The organism is Cryobacterium sp. AP27, assembly GCF_056680495.1.
Genome location: NZ_CM155285.1, coordinates 2778723 through 2795158, shown reverse-complemented (window position 1 = coordinate 2795158; position 16436 = coordinate 2778723). Strand labels below are relative to the sequence as shown.

The following is a 16436-nucleotide window of genomic DNA, read 5'->3' as shown; positions in this document are numbered from 1 at the left end:
AGTGTCCCGTGGGCGCGGCCGTGTCAGTAGGGCCGAATGACCGTAACCCGTTGATCAGGAGCGAACGAGTCGCGCGATGGCCGCGGACGCCTCCTGCATCTTGGCGTCGGCCTCTTCGCCTCCGGCGGCCGCGGCATCTCGAACGCAGTGGTTGAGGTGGTCGTCGAGAAGGGCGAGGGCCACGGATTGCAGCGCGCTCGTCATCGCAGAGACCTGAGTCAGGATGTCGATGCAGTACTTGTCGTCGGTGACCATTCCCTGCAATCCGCGCGCCTGCCCCTCGATGCGGCGCAGCCGCTTGAGGTAGGCGTCCTTGTTGGAGATATACCCGTGCGGGCCCTGGTGTTCGTCGGGTGAGACCGTGAGCGGCTCGGTCATGTGGGTTCCGTTCGTCGAGCTGGATCGTCTGTCGCCTTGGCAGAAGGTTACCCCCGAGGGGTATGCTTAAGATTAGCCTCAATCGGGGACAGCGACAACAGTCACAGGGGAATCATGAGCATCCAGAACACATACCTGGTCACGGGCATGACGTGTGAGCACTGTGTAACGAGTGTGACAGACGAGATTGGCCTCGTCGACGGCACCCGCAACGTGCACATCGAACTCGTCGCGGGCGGCACCTCCGTCGTGACCGTCACGAGCGACGCCCCGCTCGACCCGGTCGCCGTCGCGGCGGCCGTTGACGAAGCCGGCTACCAGCTCGCCCCGCTGCCCGCATGACCGCGTCACCCGTCGACCTTCTCGTGAGCGGCATGACCTGCACGTCGTGCGCGGCCCGCATTGAAAAGAAACTCAACCGGATGCCCGGGGTCGAGGCCACGGTCAACTACGCCACCGAGAAGGCCACCGTGCTCATTCCGGCCGGTACCTCCGTGGCGGACGCCATCGCCACCATCGAGGCGACGGGCTACACGGCAACGCTGCCGGCGCCCCCGGCGGACACCGGCGCCGATGCGCGCGCCCCGGCCGACGAGGTTGCGGCGTTGCGCCGGCGCGTGCTCGTGTCGGCGGCCCTGACACTGCCGGTGGTTCTGCTCTCCATGATCCCGGTGCTGCAGTTCGACAATTGGCAGTGGCTGGCCCTGACCCTCGCGGCCCCCGTCGCAGTGTGGGGCGCGTGGCCCTTCCACCGCGCCGCCTGGACCAACGCCCGGCACGGGGCGGCGACGATGGACACCCTCGTGAGCGTCGGCGTGTTCGCCGCGCTCGGCTGGTCACTCTTCGCCCTGTTTTTCGGCACCGCCGGTATGGTCGGGATGACGATGTCCTTCAGCTTCACCGCATCGCCGCAGGGAGGGGCAGGCGAGATCTACCTGGAGGTGGCATCCGCGGTCACCGTCTTCATCCTGGCCGGCCGCTATGCCGAGGCGCGCGCCAAACGCCGCTCGGGTGCGGCGCTGCTCGCCCTGCTCGAGCTCGGAGTCAAAGAAACCACGCTGTGGCGTGATGGTGTGGAGACCCGCGTCGCGACCGACTCGCTCGTGGTCGGCGACCAGTTCGTGGTGCGTCCCGGAGAGAAAATCGCCACCGATGGCGACGTCGTGTCGGGAACGTCGGCCGTGGATGCCAGCATGCTGACGGGGGAATCCGTTCCCCTCGAGGTGGGCCCCGGCGACGCCGTCGTGGGCGCAACCCTCAACTCCGGCGGACGCCTCGTGGTGCAGGCCACCCGCGTGGGCGCCGACACGGAACTTGCGCACATCGGGCGACTCGTGGAGCAGGCGCAGACCGGCAAAGCCGACGTACAGCGGCTCGCCGACCGCGTGTCGGCGGTGTTCGTTCCGATCGTTATTCTGCTGGCCCTCGGCACCCTCGCCGTGTGGTTGCTCGTGGGCGGCGGCGCGGAGCTCGCGTTCACCGCGGCGGTGGCGACGCTCATCATCGCGTGCCCCTGCGCGCTCGGGCTGGCCACGCCCACGGCTTTGCTGGTCGGCACCGGGCGTGGTGCGCAACTCGGGATCCTGATCAAAGGGCCGCAGGTGCTCGAGTCAACGCGCCGGGTCGACACGATCGTGCTCGACAAGACCGGCACCGTCACCACGGGCACGATGACGCTCGCCACCGTCATGGCCATAAGCTGCAGCAGCGAAGAGGAGCTGCTCGGGTTCGCCGGGTCGGTGGAGAACGGGTCGGAGCACCCGATCGCGGCGGCAATTGTCGCCGGAGCCCGTGCGCAGGTGGGAGAGGTGCGCGTCGCGGAGTCGTTCGGCTCCGTGCAGGGCCTCGGGGTCAGCGCCGTCGTTGACGGTCATCTGGTGGTCGTGGGCCGCCCGCAGTGGCTGGCCGAGGCGTGGAGCATCGCGTTGCCGGTGGAGCTGTCCGCCGTGCTCAGCGTGGCCGAGGCGCGCGGTGAGACCGCCGTCGTCGTGGCGTGGGACGGCAAGGCGCGCGGGGTGCTCGGCGTCTCCGATGTGGTCAAGCCCACGAGCGCGGCCGCCATCGCCCGCTTCCGCGAGCTGGGTCTGCGCCCAATTCTGCTCACCGGCGACAACGAGGTCGTCGCCCGTGCCGTCGCCGAGGTCGTCGGAATCGACGAGGTGACCGCCGGGGTGCTGCCCGCCGGCAAGGCGGAGATCATCCGCCGGCTGCAGGCGGAGGGCGCCGTGGTGGCGATGGTGGGCGACGGAGTGAACGACGCCGTGGCGTTGGCCACCGCGGACCTGGGCATTGCGATGGGCACCGGCACCGACGTGGCGATCGAAGCGAGCGACCTCACCCTGGTGCGCAGCGACCTGCTCGCGGCAGCGGATGCCATTCGTCTGGCGCGCCGCACGCTCGCGACGATCAAGGCCAACCTGTTCTGGGCTTTCGCCTACAACGTCGCCGCCATCCCACTCGCGATGCTGGGCCTGCTCAACCCGCTCATCGCCGGCGCGGCCATGGCCTTCTCCTCCGTCTTCGTGGTGACCAACAGCCTGCGCCTGCGCCGGTTTCGGGCGCTCGCCGGCTAGCGGTCGGGGCCCAGGAACGGCGGACACATTCCGTCATATTGATTTTGTCGCGGGCGTTTCGGTTGACACACTCAGAAGTCAGCGGTAAACAACCGCGCGAAACTTCAGGACCACCGTGATCTCCGTTCAGCACGTCACCAAGACCTTCCGCTCCGGCGGCACCGTCACCGCTGCCCTCCAGGACGTCTCGCTCGAGGTCGCCGAGGGTGAGATCTTCGGCGTGATCGGCCAGAGCGGCGCCGGCAAGAGCACCCTGATCCGCGCGATCAACCTGTTGGAACGACCAGACTCCGGCTCGGTGACGGTCGACGGCGATGAGCTCACCGCCCTGTCTCCCGCCGCGCTGCGCCGCGCCCGCCGAAAGATCGGCATGGTCTTCCAGCACTTCAACCTCCTGGCCGGACGGACCGTGCGCGGGAATGTGGAACTGGGCCTCGAGATCATCGGGGTTGACGGCGACGCGCGCCGCCGCCGCGCGCTGGACATTCTCGACCTGGTCGGGCTCGCCGATAAGGCCGGCGCGTACCCCGCCGAGCTCTCCGGCGGCCAAAAACAACGGGTGGGCATCGCCAGGTCGCTGGCCGGCCGCCCCAAGGTGCTGCTCTCCGACGAGGCCACCAGCGCCCTCGACCCGGAGACCACCCGGTCGATCCTCGACCTCGTCAAAACCATCAACGCCGACCTGGGCCTGACCGTGCTGCTGATCACCCACGAGATGGATGTCATCAAACGAATCTGCGACTCCGCCGCGCTGATCGCAGACGGCCGGATCGTCGAACACGGCCGGATCGTCTCGCTGATCTCGACGGCCGGGTCCCGCCTCGCCCACGAGCTGTTCCCGCTCGGGGACGCTCCGGCGCGACCGGGCCACACGGTCATCGACATCACGTTCAGCGGCGGCTCCGCCGACAGCCCGGTGATCGCCCAGCTGGCGCGCACCTATGGGCTTGATGTTTCCATCCTCGGCGCCGCCATCGAGAACATCGGCGGCAACCAGGCCGGTCGCACCAGGCTGGCGCTGCCGGGCAACCCCGAGGGCCACGCGCGCCCGATCGCGGACCTGCGTAGCCAGGGCATGCTCGTCGAAATCGTGGGGGAGTAACCGTGCTGCTGGATCCATCCTTGCCGCAATTCTGGTCCGACCTTTTTCAGGTGCTCCTGGTGGGTACCGGCGAGACCCTCTACATGGTGGGCGTCTCGCTGCTCATCACGATCATCGTGGGTCTGCCGCTCGGGATCGTGCTCGTCGGTACCGAACCCGGAGGCCTGATCGAGCGCCCATTTGGGTCGCGCCGTCTCGGACGGGTGATCAACCGGGTGCTCGAATTCGTCGTCAACCTCGGCCGGAGCGTGCCGTTCATCATTCTGATGGTCGCGTTGATCCCGTTCACCAGGCTGGTGGTGGGAACCTTCATCGGCTCCACCGCCGCCATCGTGCCGCTGGCGATTGTGGCAATCCCGTTCTTCGCTCGAATGGTGGAGATCGCCATCAAGGAGGTCGACACGGGCCTGATCGAGGCCGCGGAGTCCCTCGGGGCCACGCGCTGGCAGATCATTTCGAAGGTGCTGGTGCCGGAGGCACTCTCCCCGATGATCCTCGGACTGTCGACGACGGTCACCTCGATCATCAACTTCTCCGCCATGGTCGGCACCGTCGCCGGTGGCGGCCTCGGCGACGTTGCCGTGCGTTTCGGCTACCAGCGGTACAGCAACATCCACATGCTCGCCGTGATCATCGTGATCTTTGTGATCGTGATGATCCTGCAGGGACTGGCGACGATGCTGGCCAAGCGCTTTGCGCACAAGTCCCGGCCGAACCGGGCCGTCCAGGCACCGTCGGTGCTGCGCCCCCGTGCGGCGAGCGGCACGTAACCACAGGAACCCACCTCGATCGCGCCGAAGTCAGCATGACGGCGCGGTCACCACCACAAACACACCACCACGAGAAGAGTCCTCCATGCATTTCACCTCCCGCCGCACGCGCCTTGCTGGTGCCGCTGTCGCCGTTTCCGCCCTGTTCGCTCTCACCGCCTGCGGCGGGACATCGGCCGACTCCGCGGGCGCTGACGAGGACGGCCTGGGGACCCTCACCGTGGGCGCCCTGGCCACCCCGGCCGGCGACATCCTCGAGTTCGTCGCGGAGAACCTGGCCGCCGATGCCGGCCTCGACATCGAGTTCACGGAATTCACCGACTACAACACGCCGAACGTGGCCCTCTCCGACGGTTCGATCGACGCGAACCTGTTCCAGAACGCCACCTTCCTCGACACCTACAACGCCGAGGCCGGCGGGAGCCTCGTGAGCATGGGCGAGATCTATCTGCCGAGTGCGGCCTTCTACAGCGACACCGTGAAGTCCCTCGACGATCTCAACGACGGTGCGAGCATCGCCATCCCGAACGACCCGACCAACGAGGGCCGTGCGCTCAAAATCCTCGCCGGCGAGGGCCTGATCGAAACGACGGATGAGCCCACCTCGCTCGCCGACATCACCGAGAACCCGCACAAGTACGACTTCCAGGAGATCGAGAACGCCACCCTGCCCCAGGCCGTACACGATGTCGACGTCGCCTTCGTGACCATCTCGTTCGCGCTGCCCGCCGGTCTCACCGGGGACCAGGCCATCCTGCTCGAAGGTTCCGACAGCCCGTACTTCAACGTGCTCGCCACCACGCCGGAGCTCGAGAACGACCCGCGCATTGCCAAGCTCAAGGAGCTGCTTCTCTCCGCCGAGACCCAGCAGTTCATGAACGACAAGTGGGCGGGACTCGTCATCCCGGCGGTCTGACGCATTCGCGCCGGCTGTGGTGATCTGCCGCCCCATCCACCGCGCACCCCGCGTGCGCGGTGGATGGCAGGGGAATCTCTCCTCGCGCATACTTGAGGAGGAGGTCTGAGATGAGAACACTTATTGTCGGCGGGGTGGCCGGCGGCATGTCCGCGGCGACCCGACTGCGTCGGCTCGACGAATCGGCCGAGATCGTGGTCTTCGAGCGCGGACAGTACGTGTCTTTCGCCAACTGTGGGCTGCCGTACTACGTGGGCGGTGTGATCAAGAACCGCTCCGACCTGCTGCTGCAGACGCCCGAATCGCTCTCGGCCCGGTTCCGCCTCGACGTACGCATCAACCGCGAGGTCACGTCCGTCGACCGGGCCGCGCGCACGGTCACGGTGCGTGACACGATCACCGGCGATGTCTCTACCGAGACGTACGACCGTCTCGTGCTTGCCGCCGGCGCGTCGGCGCGTTCCGCGACCAGCGGGCCGGCCACCACCACGCTGCGAACGATCGACGATGTCGACCACATCGAGTCCGTGCTCTCCGGGCGGCCGGACGGCGCAACCGCCGTCGTCATCGGGGCCGGGTTCATCGGGCTCGAAGCGGTGGAGAACCTCGTGCACCGCGGCGTGCACGTCACGCTCGTCCAGCTCGGCATTCAGCTCTTCACCCCCCTCGACCCCGAGATGGCCGCGCCGCTGCTCGCGACCGTAGAGGAGCAGGGCGTTGACGTTCGCCTCGGCACGACGGTGCTCGGCGCATCCGCCGACGGCGTCGGGCTCGCGCTGAGCGACGGGACCACCGTCGCCGCCGACCTGGTGATCGACGCGAGCGGAGTCACCCCCGACACTTCCCTCGCCCAGCAGGCCGGCCTGCGCATCGGCGCGAGCGGCGGCGTGTGGGTCGACGACACCCAGCGCACGAGCGACCCGTTCATCTATGCCGTCGGTGACGGCGTCGAGAAGACGGATGCCGTGACCGGCGACCCCCTGCTCGTCACCATGGCGGGCCTCGCCAACCGGCACGGGCGCGCCGCGGCAGACAGCATTGCCGGGCAGCCGGAGCCGGCTGCCCCCGCACTCGGAACGTCGATCCTCGGACTTTTCGGTGTTGTCGTGGCCCTCACCGGCTGGAGCGAGGCGCGCCTCGTTGCCGCCGGCCGAGCCCACCGGATCGCGCACACGCATCCGGTCTCCCATGCCGGTTACTACCCGGGTGCCGAGTCGATGAGCATGAAACTGCTCATCGATCCGCAGACGGATGCCATCCTCGGCGCCCAGATCGTGGGAGGCAGCGGCGTGGACAAACGCATCGACGTGATCGCGACGGCCATGGCGGGCGGGCTCACGGCATCCGCTCTCACCCGGTTGGAACTCGCCTACGCGCCGCAGTTCGCCTCGGCGAAAGACCCCGTGAATCAGCTGGGCTACGTGGCCGACAACCTGCGCGCCGGAACGAGCCGCAACATCCAATGGCACGAACTCGCCGCGGCCCGCGTGGCGGGGGCGGTGCTCGTGGATGTGCGCACCCTCGGCGAATTCGAGGGCGGCAGCATTCCCGGCGCCATCAATGTGCCGCTCGACGAGCTGCGCTCCCGGCTGGCGGACCTGCCGACGGCACCGCTCATCGTGCACTGCCAGGTGGGCCAGCGTGGCCACACGGCGGCGCGCCTGCTCACCCAGCACGGCTTCGACGTGCGCAACCTTGACGGCGGTTACCGCACTTGGCTCGCCGGCGACTCCCTCAACACCGTTCGCCCCACTCCCGAAAGGATCCTCGCATGATCGAGATTTCCGTAACCGAACTGTCCGCCCTCACCGACGCCGTGATCGTGGACGTTCGCGAGGCCGACGAGTACGCCGACGCGCACATTCCCGGCGTCACGCACATTCCGCTGAGTGACTTCGTGGCGCGCGTGGGCGACGTTCCCGACGCGAGCCCCGTCTACGTGGTGTGTGCCGCCGGCGGGCGCAGCGCGCAAGCCGCCTCATACCTGGCCGGCCGAGGAATCGACGCCGTGAACGTGGCCGGAGGAACCATCGCCTGGCAGCAGGCCGGGTTGCCCGTGCAGCAGGGCGGCGCATCATGACCGTCGAGTCGATCGACACCGGGGCCGAGACCGCCGCCGCGAATGCAGCGGCGCAGAAGAAGATCGTGAACCGGTTGCGCCGCGCCCAGGGCCAGCTCGGCGCCGTGATCAGCGCCGTCGAGGGCGGCGGAAACTGCAAAGACGTTGTCACCCAGCTCGCCGCGGTGTCGAGCGCGCTCGACCGGGCCGGCTTCATGATCGTATCGACGGCCATGCGGGACTGCATCGCGAAGCCCGACGGCGAAGATTCCCTCACCGTGGAGGAGCTGGAGAAGCTCTTCATGACCCTCGCCTAGCATCCGCCCGCGCGCCGCCGCCCGTCGCCCACCGTCGCCCCGCACACCGAAGCGAATCACCCGCGGATGTTCCGAGTTCAGGAGATCCGAGGTGGGCCGGCTCCGGTCGCCGCGTAACGACGCGGCCGGGCGGATGCGTGTGGCCGGATCTCCTGAATAAGCGACCGCCGGGCGACGAAGCCGGGGAACCGCACAGAAGTTGCGGCGCGGCGGTAGCCGCGTTACGAGTAATCTGACAGGCTGAGCGAGCCGGCGGACGCCGAACGATCGAGAGCGGGAGTGCCATGACTGCCAAGCCGACTGCACATGTGATTGTGGGCGTTCTGCCCGGGCAGCCCGACGCCGTGGTGCTCGAGGCCGCCGTGTTTGCCCAGCGCTTCGACGCCGAGCTCGTCTGCGTCCACGTCGATGTGAATCGCTACATGGTCTTCGACATGGGCGACGGATCAATGACCTCGTTCCCGATCGACCCGGACCTGCTCGAGACCACGGATCCGACCTTCGATTCCGCGTTGCTCGAGCACCTGACGGGTCTTCTCGGCGACCTCGACCTGTCCTGGTCCACTCGTGCCCTCTCCGGCGACCCCGCGTTGGCGCTCGGCGGCCTGGCCGACACCATCGGCGCGGCGATGATCGTCGTCGGTACCCGCGAGGCCACCGTGCGAGCCACCCTGGGCGAGTTCTTCAACGGCTCGGTCGCCGTGCACCTCGCGCATCGTCAGCACCGCCCCGTCGTGGTCATCCCTCTCGCCCCGGTGCCGCGCGACAAGGCCCTGCCCTGGGACGAATCCTGAGCGTTCCGCGACCCCGTGTACTGTGAGAATTGCGATGGATCCCGCCGGAGCAACCCGCTCGAACCGCCCGCCACGACTGGTTCCGGCCCCCTCCGCCTCGACGAGAATTGGTAGGTGTTCGTGAGCGACACGGTGGCGACGCATCTGCGCTGGGAGTACCTGGGCCTGGTCTTTCTGGGCGGCACCGTCGGCACCGCTCTGCGCGAGGTGCTTCTACTGCTGGATCCCGGCGCGATCCCGGTCACGTTCGCCATCAACGTCACCGGGGCGCTGCTGCTCGGCGCGCTGCTCGAGACGCTCCTTGGCCGCGGACCCGACGGGGGTCGGCGCCGCGGAATCCGGCTGCTGGTCGGCACCGGCGTGCTCGGCGGTTTCACGACCTACAGCGCCCTCGCGACCGACACCGGTCTGCTCCTCGCCGACGGCTCGGTGGGCGCCGCCCTGCTGTATGCCGGGGGCACCCTGATCCTCGGAGCCGTGGCCACCTGGCTCGGCATCATCGGGTCGGCAAGCCTGCGCCGCCGCCGCGGGGGACCGGCATGACCCCGCTGTTCTTCGTCGCCGTGGCCCTCGCCGGCGGGCTGGGCGCGGCCGCCCGGTTCTTCGTCGACGGCGTGCTGCGGTCACGGATGCGCGGCGACCTCGTCTTCGGCACCACCGTAATCAACGTCACCGGTTCGCTGCTGCTCGGGCTGGTGACGGGTCTCGCCGCCCAGCACCTGGTGAGCAGCGACTGGCACCTGGTGCTGGGCGGCGGGCTCCTCGGCGGCTACACGACGTTCAGCACGGCGAGCGTCGAGACGGTTCGTCTGCTGCGGGAGCGTCGGTACCTGCCGGCGCTCGTCGTCGGGCTCGGCATGCTCGTGGCGTCCGTCGCCGCCGCCGGACTCGGGCTCTGGATCGGTCTGACCCTCTGACGATGGCACCGCAAAATACAGGTGCGCGTGCAGTCGGCATCCGTCATTGAACTCGGCGCCGCACGTCGGGCAGTGCGTCACCGACCGGTAGGAGCGGATGCTCATCTCCTCGTGGCACACGCCGCACAGGATGGCGCGCTCGTCCCACTCGTGCTCCGGCCACTGCTCGACCGGATGAGACTCGCGCTCCTCGTGGCAGCGAAAACACGGGTAGTATCGTCGGCAGCAGGCGAACTTGATCGCAATCACGTCTCGCGGCGAGTGGTAGTGCACGCAGCGCGTCTGCTCATCGACGACCGCGCCGTGCACGTGCGGGGCAGAGGTCATCGTCTGAGTATCGCGGGGTCGAGCTAGTCGCCGCTAGTGCCGGTTGCGCTGGCCTGCTTCAGCACGAACGCCTCGAACGCGGTCGCGTCTCGAAGCGAGCCTGTGTACGAGACGCCGTTCACGAGCACGGTCGGCGTGCCGGTGACCTTGTGGATGTCGGCGTTGGGCAGGGGCCCCTTCAGCGCGCGATCCGAGGCCGCACCGACCCATGGGACGAACGTCGCATTCGTGATACAGGCCGGGATGCTCACGTTGGTGACCCCGGCGTTGACGATCAGGGACTGCAACTCGGCGTCGGTGAGGCCCGAGGAATTTTCGGCCGGCTGGTTCGCGAAGAGCGCCGCGTTCACAGCGAGAAAGGAGTCGGGAGCATAGTTGGCCACACACGCCGCGGCATTCGCGGCGCGGGTGGAATAGTTCGTGCCGAGCGAGGAGGCGTCGAGAATGGAGATCGGGTGCAGCTCAACCGTGGCATTGCCGGCGGTCACCCAACTCTCGATCTGGGCGCCGTTTGTCGCCGCGAACTGGCCGCAGAGCGCGCACTTGTAGTCGGCATAGATGGCGATGTTGACCATGTCGCCGAGCCGGGACTGGTCGGTGGACGCCGGCTTCGCGCCGGCGGCGAGTGCGGGGGTCGTCGCCGCCGAGACCGTGGTGCCGTCGCCACCGATCAGAATTCCGTCGCTGGCCATGTTGCGCGGACCGGCGCCGCTCGGAGCCCAGTGATCGACGATCACCAGGGCCACGACGGTCGCGGCGGCAAGCAGGGCGAGGCCGATGCCGCCGCGCCAGAGCATGCGGCGGCGCCGGGCGCGTGTGCGCTCTTCGTCACGCATCAGCTTCGCGTTGTCACGGGCCTGGTCGCGGCGGTCTTTTCTGGGCGGGCGGGGCTGCCCGGAGGCGTTGCTCATCATGCGCTCAGTCACCGTTTCATTGGAATGCCCTTTGACACTAGGTAGTAGGCCTGTGTGCCGGGCTTTCGAGCGCTGTGAAGAGTCTGGGAGCGGTTTAGAACCAGGTGCTGAGACGCGGGGCGTTCGGGGAGTGGAAGGTGGCGTCGAGCCGGGCGGCGGCATCCGGTGTGGTCGAGGTGAGTCGGCCGGCCCGGGCGAGGTCGACCGCGCTGCCCGCCCCGAGGTAGAGCGCGCCGAGGTAGGCCACCGGGAGCGTCACGTGCACGGCGTCCGCGGGCGCGTGGGCGGTGAGCGGATGCGCCGCCGCGCGCCCGTCGACGTCGACCGTGAGCAGGTAGTCGCCGTCCGCGAGCCCGAGGTCGTCGGTGACGGTGAGCCTGAATGTTCCGGGCGCGGAATAGGTGCGGGCGGTGAGGGTGGTGGGCACGTCGAGGATCCGCAACCAGAGGTGGTCGCGTTCGACGGTTTTGCGCACGGCTCGACGGTCGAGAACGTGCCACACGAGCGGTTCGCGCACGCTGCGCAGCGGGGCGCTGACCTCGGTGACCAGGTCCATCTCGAGCACGAAGCGCCACAGGGCGGCGTAGGCGTCGTCGGTCGCGGCCACGAGATCGGCCAGGTCGAGACGGGCGGGGTACCCCTCGTCGCCGAGCACGATCGAGTAAACCGCGAAGCCTTGGGCGTGGCCGGCGGCGTCGTCGTAGCGCACGCAGCGCAGGGTGCGCTTTTCGGAGTCGGGGTCCTGGGCAACCAAGCCGAGGGCGTGGCTCCACCAGATCGTGCGCCGGTCCACCTCGCCGGGTTCACGGGACCGTTCAAAGATCGCGGGGCCGTCGATGAAGAGAGAATCGGCGGTGACGAAGTCCACCCGCCCGGCGGGCGACGCGCCGGTCCAGCGGGCGCGGGTCGTGTCGATGCGCAGGTGCGCCTGGTACGCGGCCGGTCCGAACCCGAAGCGCCCGTAGATTGTGGCCTCCGACACGGTGAGCATCGCCATCGGCAGGCCGAGGGCCCGTGCGGTGCGTAGTTCGGCGGGGAGAAGTGCGCGGGCGATTCCCCGGCGGCGGTGCGTGGGCGCGACGGTGACGGAACTGATGGCCCAGGTGGGGAGCGTGCCGCCGCCGGGGACGCTGAGGCCCATTTCCCAGGACCGCACGGTGGCGACGGGGGAGTCCGGCTCGGCGCCGCTCCTGTCGTGCACCGCGCTCACCCGGTCGACGGCGATTTCCTGTTCCAGCACCCCGAGCAGGTCGTCGCTGCGCGCCGGGTCATGAAAACCGCGGGCCTCGGATTGCAGCCACCGTCTGGCCGACGGGAGGTCGGTGGGATCGAGAATGCTCAGGTCGAGGCCCTGTGCGGCCAGACGGTCTCGGGAATCGGCGTCGACGGGGAGAGAAGTGTGGTGAGTCACGCTTCGAGCGTAGCCCGTCGGGCGGACCGGATCGATGCGCGATCGGGAACCACCAGCGGGCTCCGAGGGTGCGGGGTATCCTCGGTGCGAAGGATGGCGTACCAGGATTGGGAGGCTGCGCGTGAACGACGAAGGTCGCGCCGACGGCGCCGTAATGGTGCGGGGACGCGTGGCATTCCCGCTGGGCGATCGTCCCACTCCGCCGTACACGGTGGTCGTGCGGGTCGAAGACGTGTCACGAGCGGATGCGCCGAGCACCATCGTGGGCGAATCACGGCTGGAGAACCCGACGTTGCCACCGGGGCCGCAACCGGAGCTGGACTTCGCCGTTGCCGTGCCAACCGCTGCGCTCGGCGGCACGGCGCGTCTGAACGTGCGCGTTCATGTTCATCCGTCACGACCGGGTGAGAGGCGCCGTGCCGAGGCCATCGACATCGGTGACCTCATCTCGACGCAGTCCCACCCGGTCGCACCAGGGTCCGGGCTAATCCGTGTCCCGCTGCATCGTGTCTGAGCCGCCTTCCTGGGCATCCGCGCTCGCCGCGTCGAAGCTCGTGACCACTCCGCCCATGTTCTCGTAGCCGGTGAGCGACGGGCCCCAGGCCGAACCGTTCCACCACTTGTGGAACAGCGCACTGTTCGTGCCGGTGAGGAAGACATCCAGCCGGTTCGGGCCCCACGCGACGACGCGCGGGTCGGATGTCGCGATGCCGCCCTGGCCCTCGTAGCCGGTGAGGGACGGGCCCCACGCCGAGCCGTTGAACCACTTGTGGAACAACGAGCTATCGGTGCCGATGACGAAGAGGTCCAGCCGGTCCGGGCCCCAGGCCACGGCCTCGGGCTGCCCGATCACAATGCCGCCCATCCGCTCGAAACCGGTGAGAGACGGACCCCACGACTGGCCGTTCCACCACTTGTGGTACAGCGCACCGTCGGTCCCGGTGACGAACACATCGAGCCGGTTCGGGCCCCACGAGACCACCCGGGGCGCCGACGTGCACACGCCGCCCATCTTCTCGTAGCCGGTGACGGAGGGACCCCATGACTGGCCGTTCCACCACTTGTGGTACAGCGCCCGGTCGGTGCCGACGACGAAAACGTCGAGCCGGTTCGGGCCCCACGACACCACCTCGGGCTGCCCGACGACGATGCCGCCCATGTTTTCGTACCCGGTGAGAGAGGGCCCCCACGCGGAGCCGTTGAACCACTTGTGGTACATCGCCCGGTCGGTACCCACAACGAACACGTCGAGCCGGTTCGGGCCCCACGACACGATGCGTGGATCACCGATCACGATCCCGCCCATGTTCTCGTACCCGGTGAGAGAGGGCCCCCACGTGGAGCCGTTGAACCACTTGTGGTACAGCGCGCTGTCCGTTCCGGTGACGAAGAGGTCGAGCCGGTTCGGTCCCCAGGCCACGGCCTGGGGCACACTCGTCGCGATCCCGCCCATGTTCTCGTAGCCGGTGGTGGACGGTCCCCACGACTGGCCGTTCCACCACTTGTGGTACACGGCCCGGTCGGTGCCAAGCACGAACACATCGAGCCGGTTCGGCCCCCATGACACGACGGGGCCGGAACTCGGCCTCGAACGCGGATACATGAAGTCCGCGGCGGCGATGTCGCCCGCCGAGAGGGCCGTACGCTGCCCGATCTGGGCCCCGGCCTGCACCGGCGTGATCGTCTCCTGCCCGTTCCGGGAGAAGGCGGTGCGGGGGTAGTGCATGATCGAGCCGTAGTCGTAACCGCCCACGTCGTCGCCGTCGGTCACGTGCTGGTCGAACTGGCTCTCCATCCCCGCTTCGATGTTCGCCCAGTTGATCGTGACGAAGGTGTTCCGGTCCTCGCGACTCTGTTCGTGCCAGAGCCCGACGGCGTGCCCGATCTCGTGGATGGCATTGCCGGTTGTGCACCCGGTGCCGAGGCTGATCGTTTGGGATCCGCCCTGCATTCCGAGCCTCGACCAGCAGCCGCCGGCATCCGAGAACTCGATGAAGTTCGGGAATTGGGCCGCGTTGGCCGCGGTGCGCTCCGGGAAGCGTAGGGACGTGCGTTGCTCCCAATGGGTGATTGCGTCGCGCACCCGCTGCTGGTTGGGGAGGGCGGCGTTGATGCGGAACGGGACGATCGCTCCGGGCCACCGGAATTGGGCGCCGGGGATGATGACGGCCCGCGCACCGGCCTGGGCCTCGTATTCCTCGAGGGTCGTCGGAACCTGGTCGACCGTGCCGAGCACGATGTCACCTTCGAAGACGGCCAGCCCGTTGACCTCGAAGTAGGTGACCCTGGTCGGGGGGAACGTGTTGCCCGAAATGTACGCTGTGCCGGGGGCTCCGGCCTGGAATTCACCCTCGCTCACGAACGGTCCGAGACCCTCATGAGGCGTGTCCTGTGGCATTGCAACGACCTTTCCGTATCAGGGGAGATGAGACCCTGACACGGTAGGTCATGTGCCGTTATCGACGCGTTATTGGATGCCGCATCCGCCGCAAAACCGGTGTTTTCGGCGGCGCGCCGCGTGGCGCGGCCGGTTACCTCGGCGTGTCTCAGAAACACCGGTTTTGCGGAGCGGAGCGCGGTGCCGTGGGTGAGGTTTAGCGGGCGCCGAGCAGATGTTCGAGGGCGAGCTGCTGCAGGCGCACGAAGCCGAATCCATTCGCGCCGAAGTAATCGTCGGGGGCGAAGTCCTCGTACGAGGCACGGTCGGCCAGCAGGTCGTCGTAGCTCTCGCCGGGCGCGAGTGTCGGCTGCGACAGTGCGGGAACCATGGAGGCGGCGAGGTGCTCCTGCACCTCCGGGTCGGCGCGGAACGAGGCCGCGCGTTCCTTGAGCAACAGATAGGTGCGCATGTTGGCGGATACCGAGTCCCACACGCCAGACACGTCTTCCGTGCGGGACGGCTTGTAGTCGAAGTGCCGAGGTCCGGTGTAGGCCTGGCCGCCGTTCGGGCCGCCGTTTTCGAGCAGGTCGACGAGCGAGAAGGCGTTGTGCAGGTCGCCGTGGCCGAAGACGAGGTCCTGGTCGTACTTGATTCCGCGCTGGCCGTTGAGGTCGATGTGGAACAGCTTGCCCTGGTAGAGCGCCTGCGCGATGCCGGCCGTGAAGTTGAGCCCGGCCATCTGCTCGTGGCCGACTTCGGGGTTCACCCCCACGAGCTCGGGACGCTCAAGGGTCGTGATGAACGCCATCGCGTGCCCCACCGTGGGCAGCAGAATGTCGCCGCGCGGCTCGTTGGGCTTGGGCTCGATCGCGAAGCGGATGTCGTAGCCCTTGTCGGTGACGTAGTCGCCGAGCACGTTGACGGCCTCGCGGTAACGCTCCAATGCTGAACGGATGTCCTTGGCCGCGTCGTACTCGGCGCCCTCACGGCCGCCCCACATCACGAACGTCTTGGCGCCGAGTTCCGCCGCGAGGTCGAGGTTGCGCATCACCTTGCGCATCGCGAACCGGCGCACGGCGCGGTCGTTGGAGGTGAAGCCGCCGTCCTTGAACACGGGAGCGCTGAACAGGTTCGTGGTGACCATGGGAACTATGAGCCCGGTGTCGTCCAGTGCGCCCTTGAGCCGGTCGATCTGGGACTGGCGCGCGGCATCCGTTGATCCGAAGGCGAACAGGTCGTCGTCGTGGAACGTGAGGCCGTAGGCGCCTCGCTCGGCCAGGTTGGTGACGGCGTCGACCACGTCGAGTTCCGGTCGGGTCGGCCCGCCGAACGGGTCGGCGCCGTTGTATCCGATGGTCCAAAGGCCGAAGGAGAACTTGTCTTCGCGGGTGGGCGTGAGTGCCATGGTGATCCTTGTCTGTCAGCAACGTTGATGATTTGTTGTAGGTTAGAACATATTAGGGCAGATTGCGCGCCAGCGCGACCGCGCGGGCCGGATTGGAGAGAACGAGCCGGTCAGCACGTGCGGCATGGCGCAGGCGGTCGGACAGTCGCGGCGCCACGCGGGTGCGCGAGTGT

At 68.3% G+C, this 16436-nt stretch carries 17 protein-coding genes and 1 pseudogene; 12 read left to right on the top strand and 6 right to left on the bottom strand.

The features are described from left to right. Nucleotides 1–54: 54 nt before the first annotated feature. On the bottom strand, nucleotides 55–378 hold the full coding sequence (locus tag AC1MB9_RS13180; protein ID WP_479962396.1) for a metal-sensitive transcriptional regulator: 324 nt from the start codon (nucleotides 376–378) through the stop codon (nucleotides 55–57). Nucleotides 379–492: 114 nt separating this feature from the next. Here AC1MB9_RS13180 and AC1MB9_RS13175 point away from each other — a divergent pair, with 114 nt between their 5' ends. From AC1MB9_RS13175 to crcB, 11 genes are all read left to right on the top strand, one after another. Further along, nucleotides 493–720, top strand: coding sequence for a heavy-metal-associated domain-containing protein (locus AC1MB9_RS13175; RefSeq protein WP_479962395.1), 228 nt, complete (start codon nucleotides 493–495; stop codon nucleotides 718–720). Further along, nucleotides 717–2951 carry a heavy metal translocating P-type ATPase gene (locus AC1MB9_RS13170; protein ID WP_479962394.1) on the top strand — a complete coding sequence of 745 codons (2235 nt, stop codon included), beginning with the start codon at nucleotides 717–719 and terminating at the stop codon, nucleotides 2949–2951. The genes AC1MB9_RS13175 and AC1MB9_RS13170 overlap by 4 nt, the downstream gene beginning before the upstream one ends. A 115-nt stretch (nucleotides 2952–3066) precedes the next feature. After that, complete coding sequence (locus AC1MB9_RS13165) at nucleotides 3067–4053, top strand: methionine ABC transporter ATP-binding protein (protein WP_479962393.1); 987 nt, start codon at nucleotides 3067–3069, stop codon at nucleotides 4051–4053. Between the two features lie 2 nt (nucleotides 4054–4055). Further along, nucleotides 4056–4823 carry a methionine ABC transporter permease gene (locus AC1MB9_RS13160; RefSeq protein ID WP_479962392.1) on the top strand — a complete coding sequence of 256 codons (768 nt, stop codon included), beginning with the start codon at nucleotides 4056–4058 and terminating at the stop codon, nucleotides 4821–4823. Between the two features lie 85 nt (nucleotides 4824–4908). Next, nucleotides 4909–5739, top strand: coding sequence for a MetQ/NlpA family ABC transporter substrate-binding protein (locus tag AC1MB9_RS13155; RefSeq protein ID WP_479962391.1), 831 nt, complete (start codon nucleotides 4909–4911; stop codon nucleotides 5737–5739). A gap of 110 nt (nucleotides 5740–5849) precedes the next feature. Continuing rightward, nucleotides 5850–7514, top strand: a complete 1665-nt coding sequence (locus AC1MB9_RS13150; RefSeq protein ID WP_479962390.1) for an FAD-dependent oxidoreductase — start codon at nucleotides 5850–5852, stop codon at nucleotides 7512–7514. After that, entirely contained in the window at nucleotides 7511–7819 is a 309-nt protein-coding gene (locus AC1MB9_RS13145; RefSeq protein ID WP_479962389.1) for a rhodanese-like domain-containing protein, read from the top strand. The genes AC1MB9_RS13150 and AC1MB9_RS13145 overlap by 4 nt, the downstream gene beginning before the upstream one ends. Continuing rightward, nucleotides 7816–8115, top strand: coding sequence for a metal-sensitive transcriptional regulator (locus AC1MB9_RS13140; RefSeq protein WP_479962388.1), 300 nt, complete (start codon nucleotides 7816–7818; stop codon nucleotides 8113–8115). Before AC1MB9_RS13145 ends, AC1MB9_RS13140 begins: the two co-directional genes overlap by 4 nt. Nucleotides 8116–8399: 284 nt before the next feature. Further along, nucleotides 8400–8909, top strand: coding sequence for a universal stress protein (locus tag AC1MB9_RS13135; RefSeq protein WP_479962387.1), 510 nt, complete (start codon nucleotides 8400–8402; stop codon nucleotides 8907–8909). Between the two features lie 120 nt (nucleotides 8910–9029). Then, a complete protein-coding gene (locus AC1MB9_RS13130; protein ID WP_479962386.1) occupies nucleotides 9030–9452 on the top strand; it encodes a fluoride efflux transporter FluC in 423 nt (140 codons plus the stop codon). Then, complete coding sequence (gene crcB, locus AC1MB9_RS13125; protein WP_479962385.1) at nucleotides 9449–9826, top strand: fluoride efflux transporter CrcB; 378 nt, start codon at nucleotides 9449–9451, stop codon at nucleotides 9824–9826. The genes AC1MB9_RS13130 and crcB overlap by 4 nt, the downstream gene beginning before the upstream one ends. A 114-nt stretch (nucleotides 9827–9940) precedes the next feature. On the opposite strand, the pseudogene AC1MB9_RS13120 reads toward crcB, so the two are convergent. From AC1MB9_RS13120 to AC1MB9_RS13110, 3 genes and pseudogenes are all read right to left on the bottom strand, one after another. Beyond that, nucleotides 9941–10153: pseudogene (locus AC1MB9_RS13120) on the bottom strand (CHY zinc finger protein); the annotation flags it as partial. 23 nt (nucleotides 10154–10176) lie between these two features. Further along, nucleotides 10177–11079: a DsbA family protein gene (locus tag AC1MB9_RS13115; RefSeq protein ID WP_479962384.1), complete on the bottom strand. Its 903-nt coding sequence runs from the start codon at nucleotides 11077–11079 to the stop codon at nucleotides 10177–10179. Nucleotides 11080–11161: 82 nt separating this feature from the next. Further along, complete coding sequence (locus tag AC1MB9_RS13110; RefSeq protein ID WP_479962383.1) at nucleotides 11162–12478, bottom strand: GNAT family N-acetyltransferase; 1317 nt, start codon at nucleotides 12476–12478, stop codon at nucleotides 11162–11164. Nucleotides 12479–12599: 121 nt separating this feature from the next. Between AC1MB9_RS13110 and AC1MB9_RS13105 the strand changes: the two genes are divergently transcribed. Continuing rightward, nucleotides 12600–12992 carry a YbaY family lipoprotein gene (locus tag AC1MB9_RS13105; RefSeq protein WP_479962382.1) on the top strand — a complete coding sequence of 131 codons (393 nt, stop codon included), beginning with the start codon at nucleotides 12600–12602 and terminating at the stop codon, nucleotides 12990–12992. Here the strand turns inward: AC1MB9_RS13105 and legP are convergent. After that, on the bottom strand, nucleotides 12963–14876 hold the full coding sequence (gene legP / locus AC1MB9_RS13100) for a Dot/Icm T4SS effector Zinc-dependent metalloprotease LegP (protein WP_479962381.1): 1914 nt from the start codon (nucleotides 14874–14876) through the stop codon (nucleotides 12963–12965). The genes AC1MB9_RS13105 and legP overlap by 30 nt on opposite strands. Nucleotides 14877–15072: 196 nt before the next feature. Further along, nucleotides 15073–16263, bottom strand: a complete 1191-nt coding sequence (gene xylA / locus AC1MB9_RS13095; protein ID WP_479962380.1) for a xylose isomerase — start codon at nucleotides 16261–16263, stop codon at nucleotides 15073–15075. Nucleotides 16264–16436 lie beyond the last annotated feature (173 nt).

Excerpts from the sequence above, each read along its gene's own strand:
- AC1MB9_RS13180 (WP_479962396.1), bottom strand. The coding sequence starts at position 378 with ATGACCGAGCCGCTCACGGTCTCACCCGACGAACACCAGGGCCCGCAC.
- AC1MB9_RS13175 (WP_479962395.1), top strand. The coding sequence starts at position 493 with ATGAGCATCCAGAACACATACCTGGTCACGGGCATGACGTGTGAGCAC.
- AC1MB9_RS13170 (WP_479962394.1), top strand. The coding sequence starts at position 717 with ATGACCGCGTCACCCGTCGACCTTCTCGTGAGCGGCATGACCTGCACG.
- AC1MB9_RS13155 (WP_479962391.1), top strand. The coding sequence starts at position 4,909 with ATGCATTTCACCTCCCGCCGCACGCGCCTTGCTGGTGCCGCTGTCGCC.
- AC1MB9_RS13150 (WP_479962390.1), top strand. The coding sequence starts at position 5,850 with ATGAGAACACTTATTGTCGGCGGGGTGGCCGGCGGCATGTCCGCGGCG.
- AC1MB9_RS13145 (WP_479962389.1), top strand. The coding sequence starts at position 7,511 with ATGATCGAGATTTCCGTAACCGAACTGTCCGCCCTCACCGACGCCGTG.
- AC1MB9_RS13140 (WP_479962388.1), top strand. The coding sequence starts at position 7,816 with ATGACCGTCGAGTCGATCGACACCGGGGCCGAGACCGCCGCCGCGAAT.
- AC1MB9_RS13135 (WP_479962387.1), top strand. The coding sequence starts at position 8,400 with ATGACTGCCAAGCCGACTGCACATGTGATTGTGGGCGTTCTGCCCGGG.
- crcB (WP_479962385.1), top strand. The coding sequence starts at position 9,449 with ATGACCCCGCTGTTCTTCGTCGCCGTGGCCCTCGCCGGCGGGCTGGGC.
- legP (WP_479962381.1), bottom strand. The coding sequence starts at position 14,876 with ATGCCACAGGACACGCCTCATGAGGGTCTCGGACCGTTCGTGAGCGAG.
- xylA (WP_479962380.1), bottom strand. The coding sequence starts at position 16,263 with ATGGCACTCACGCCCACCCGCGAAGACAAGTTCTCCTTCGGCCTTTGG.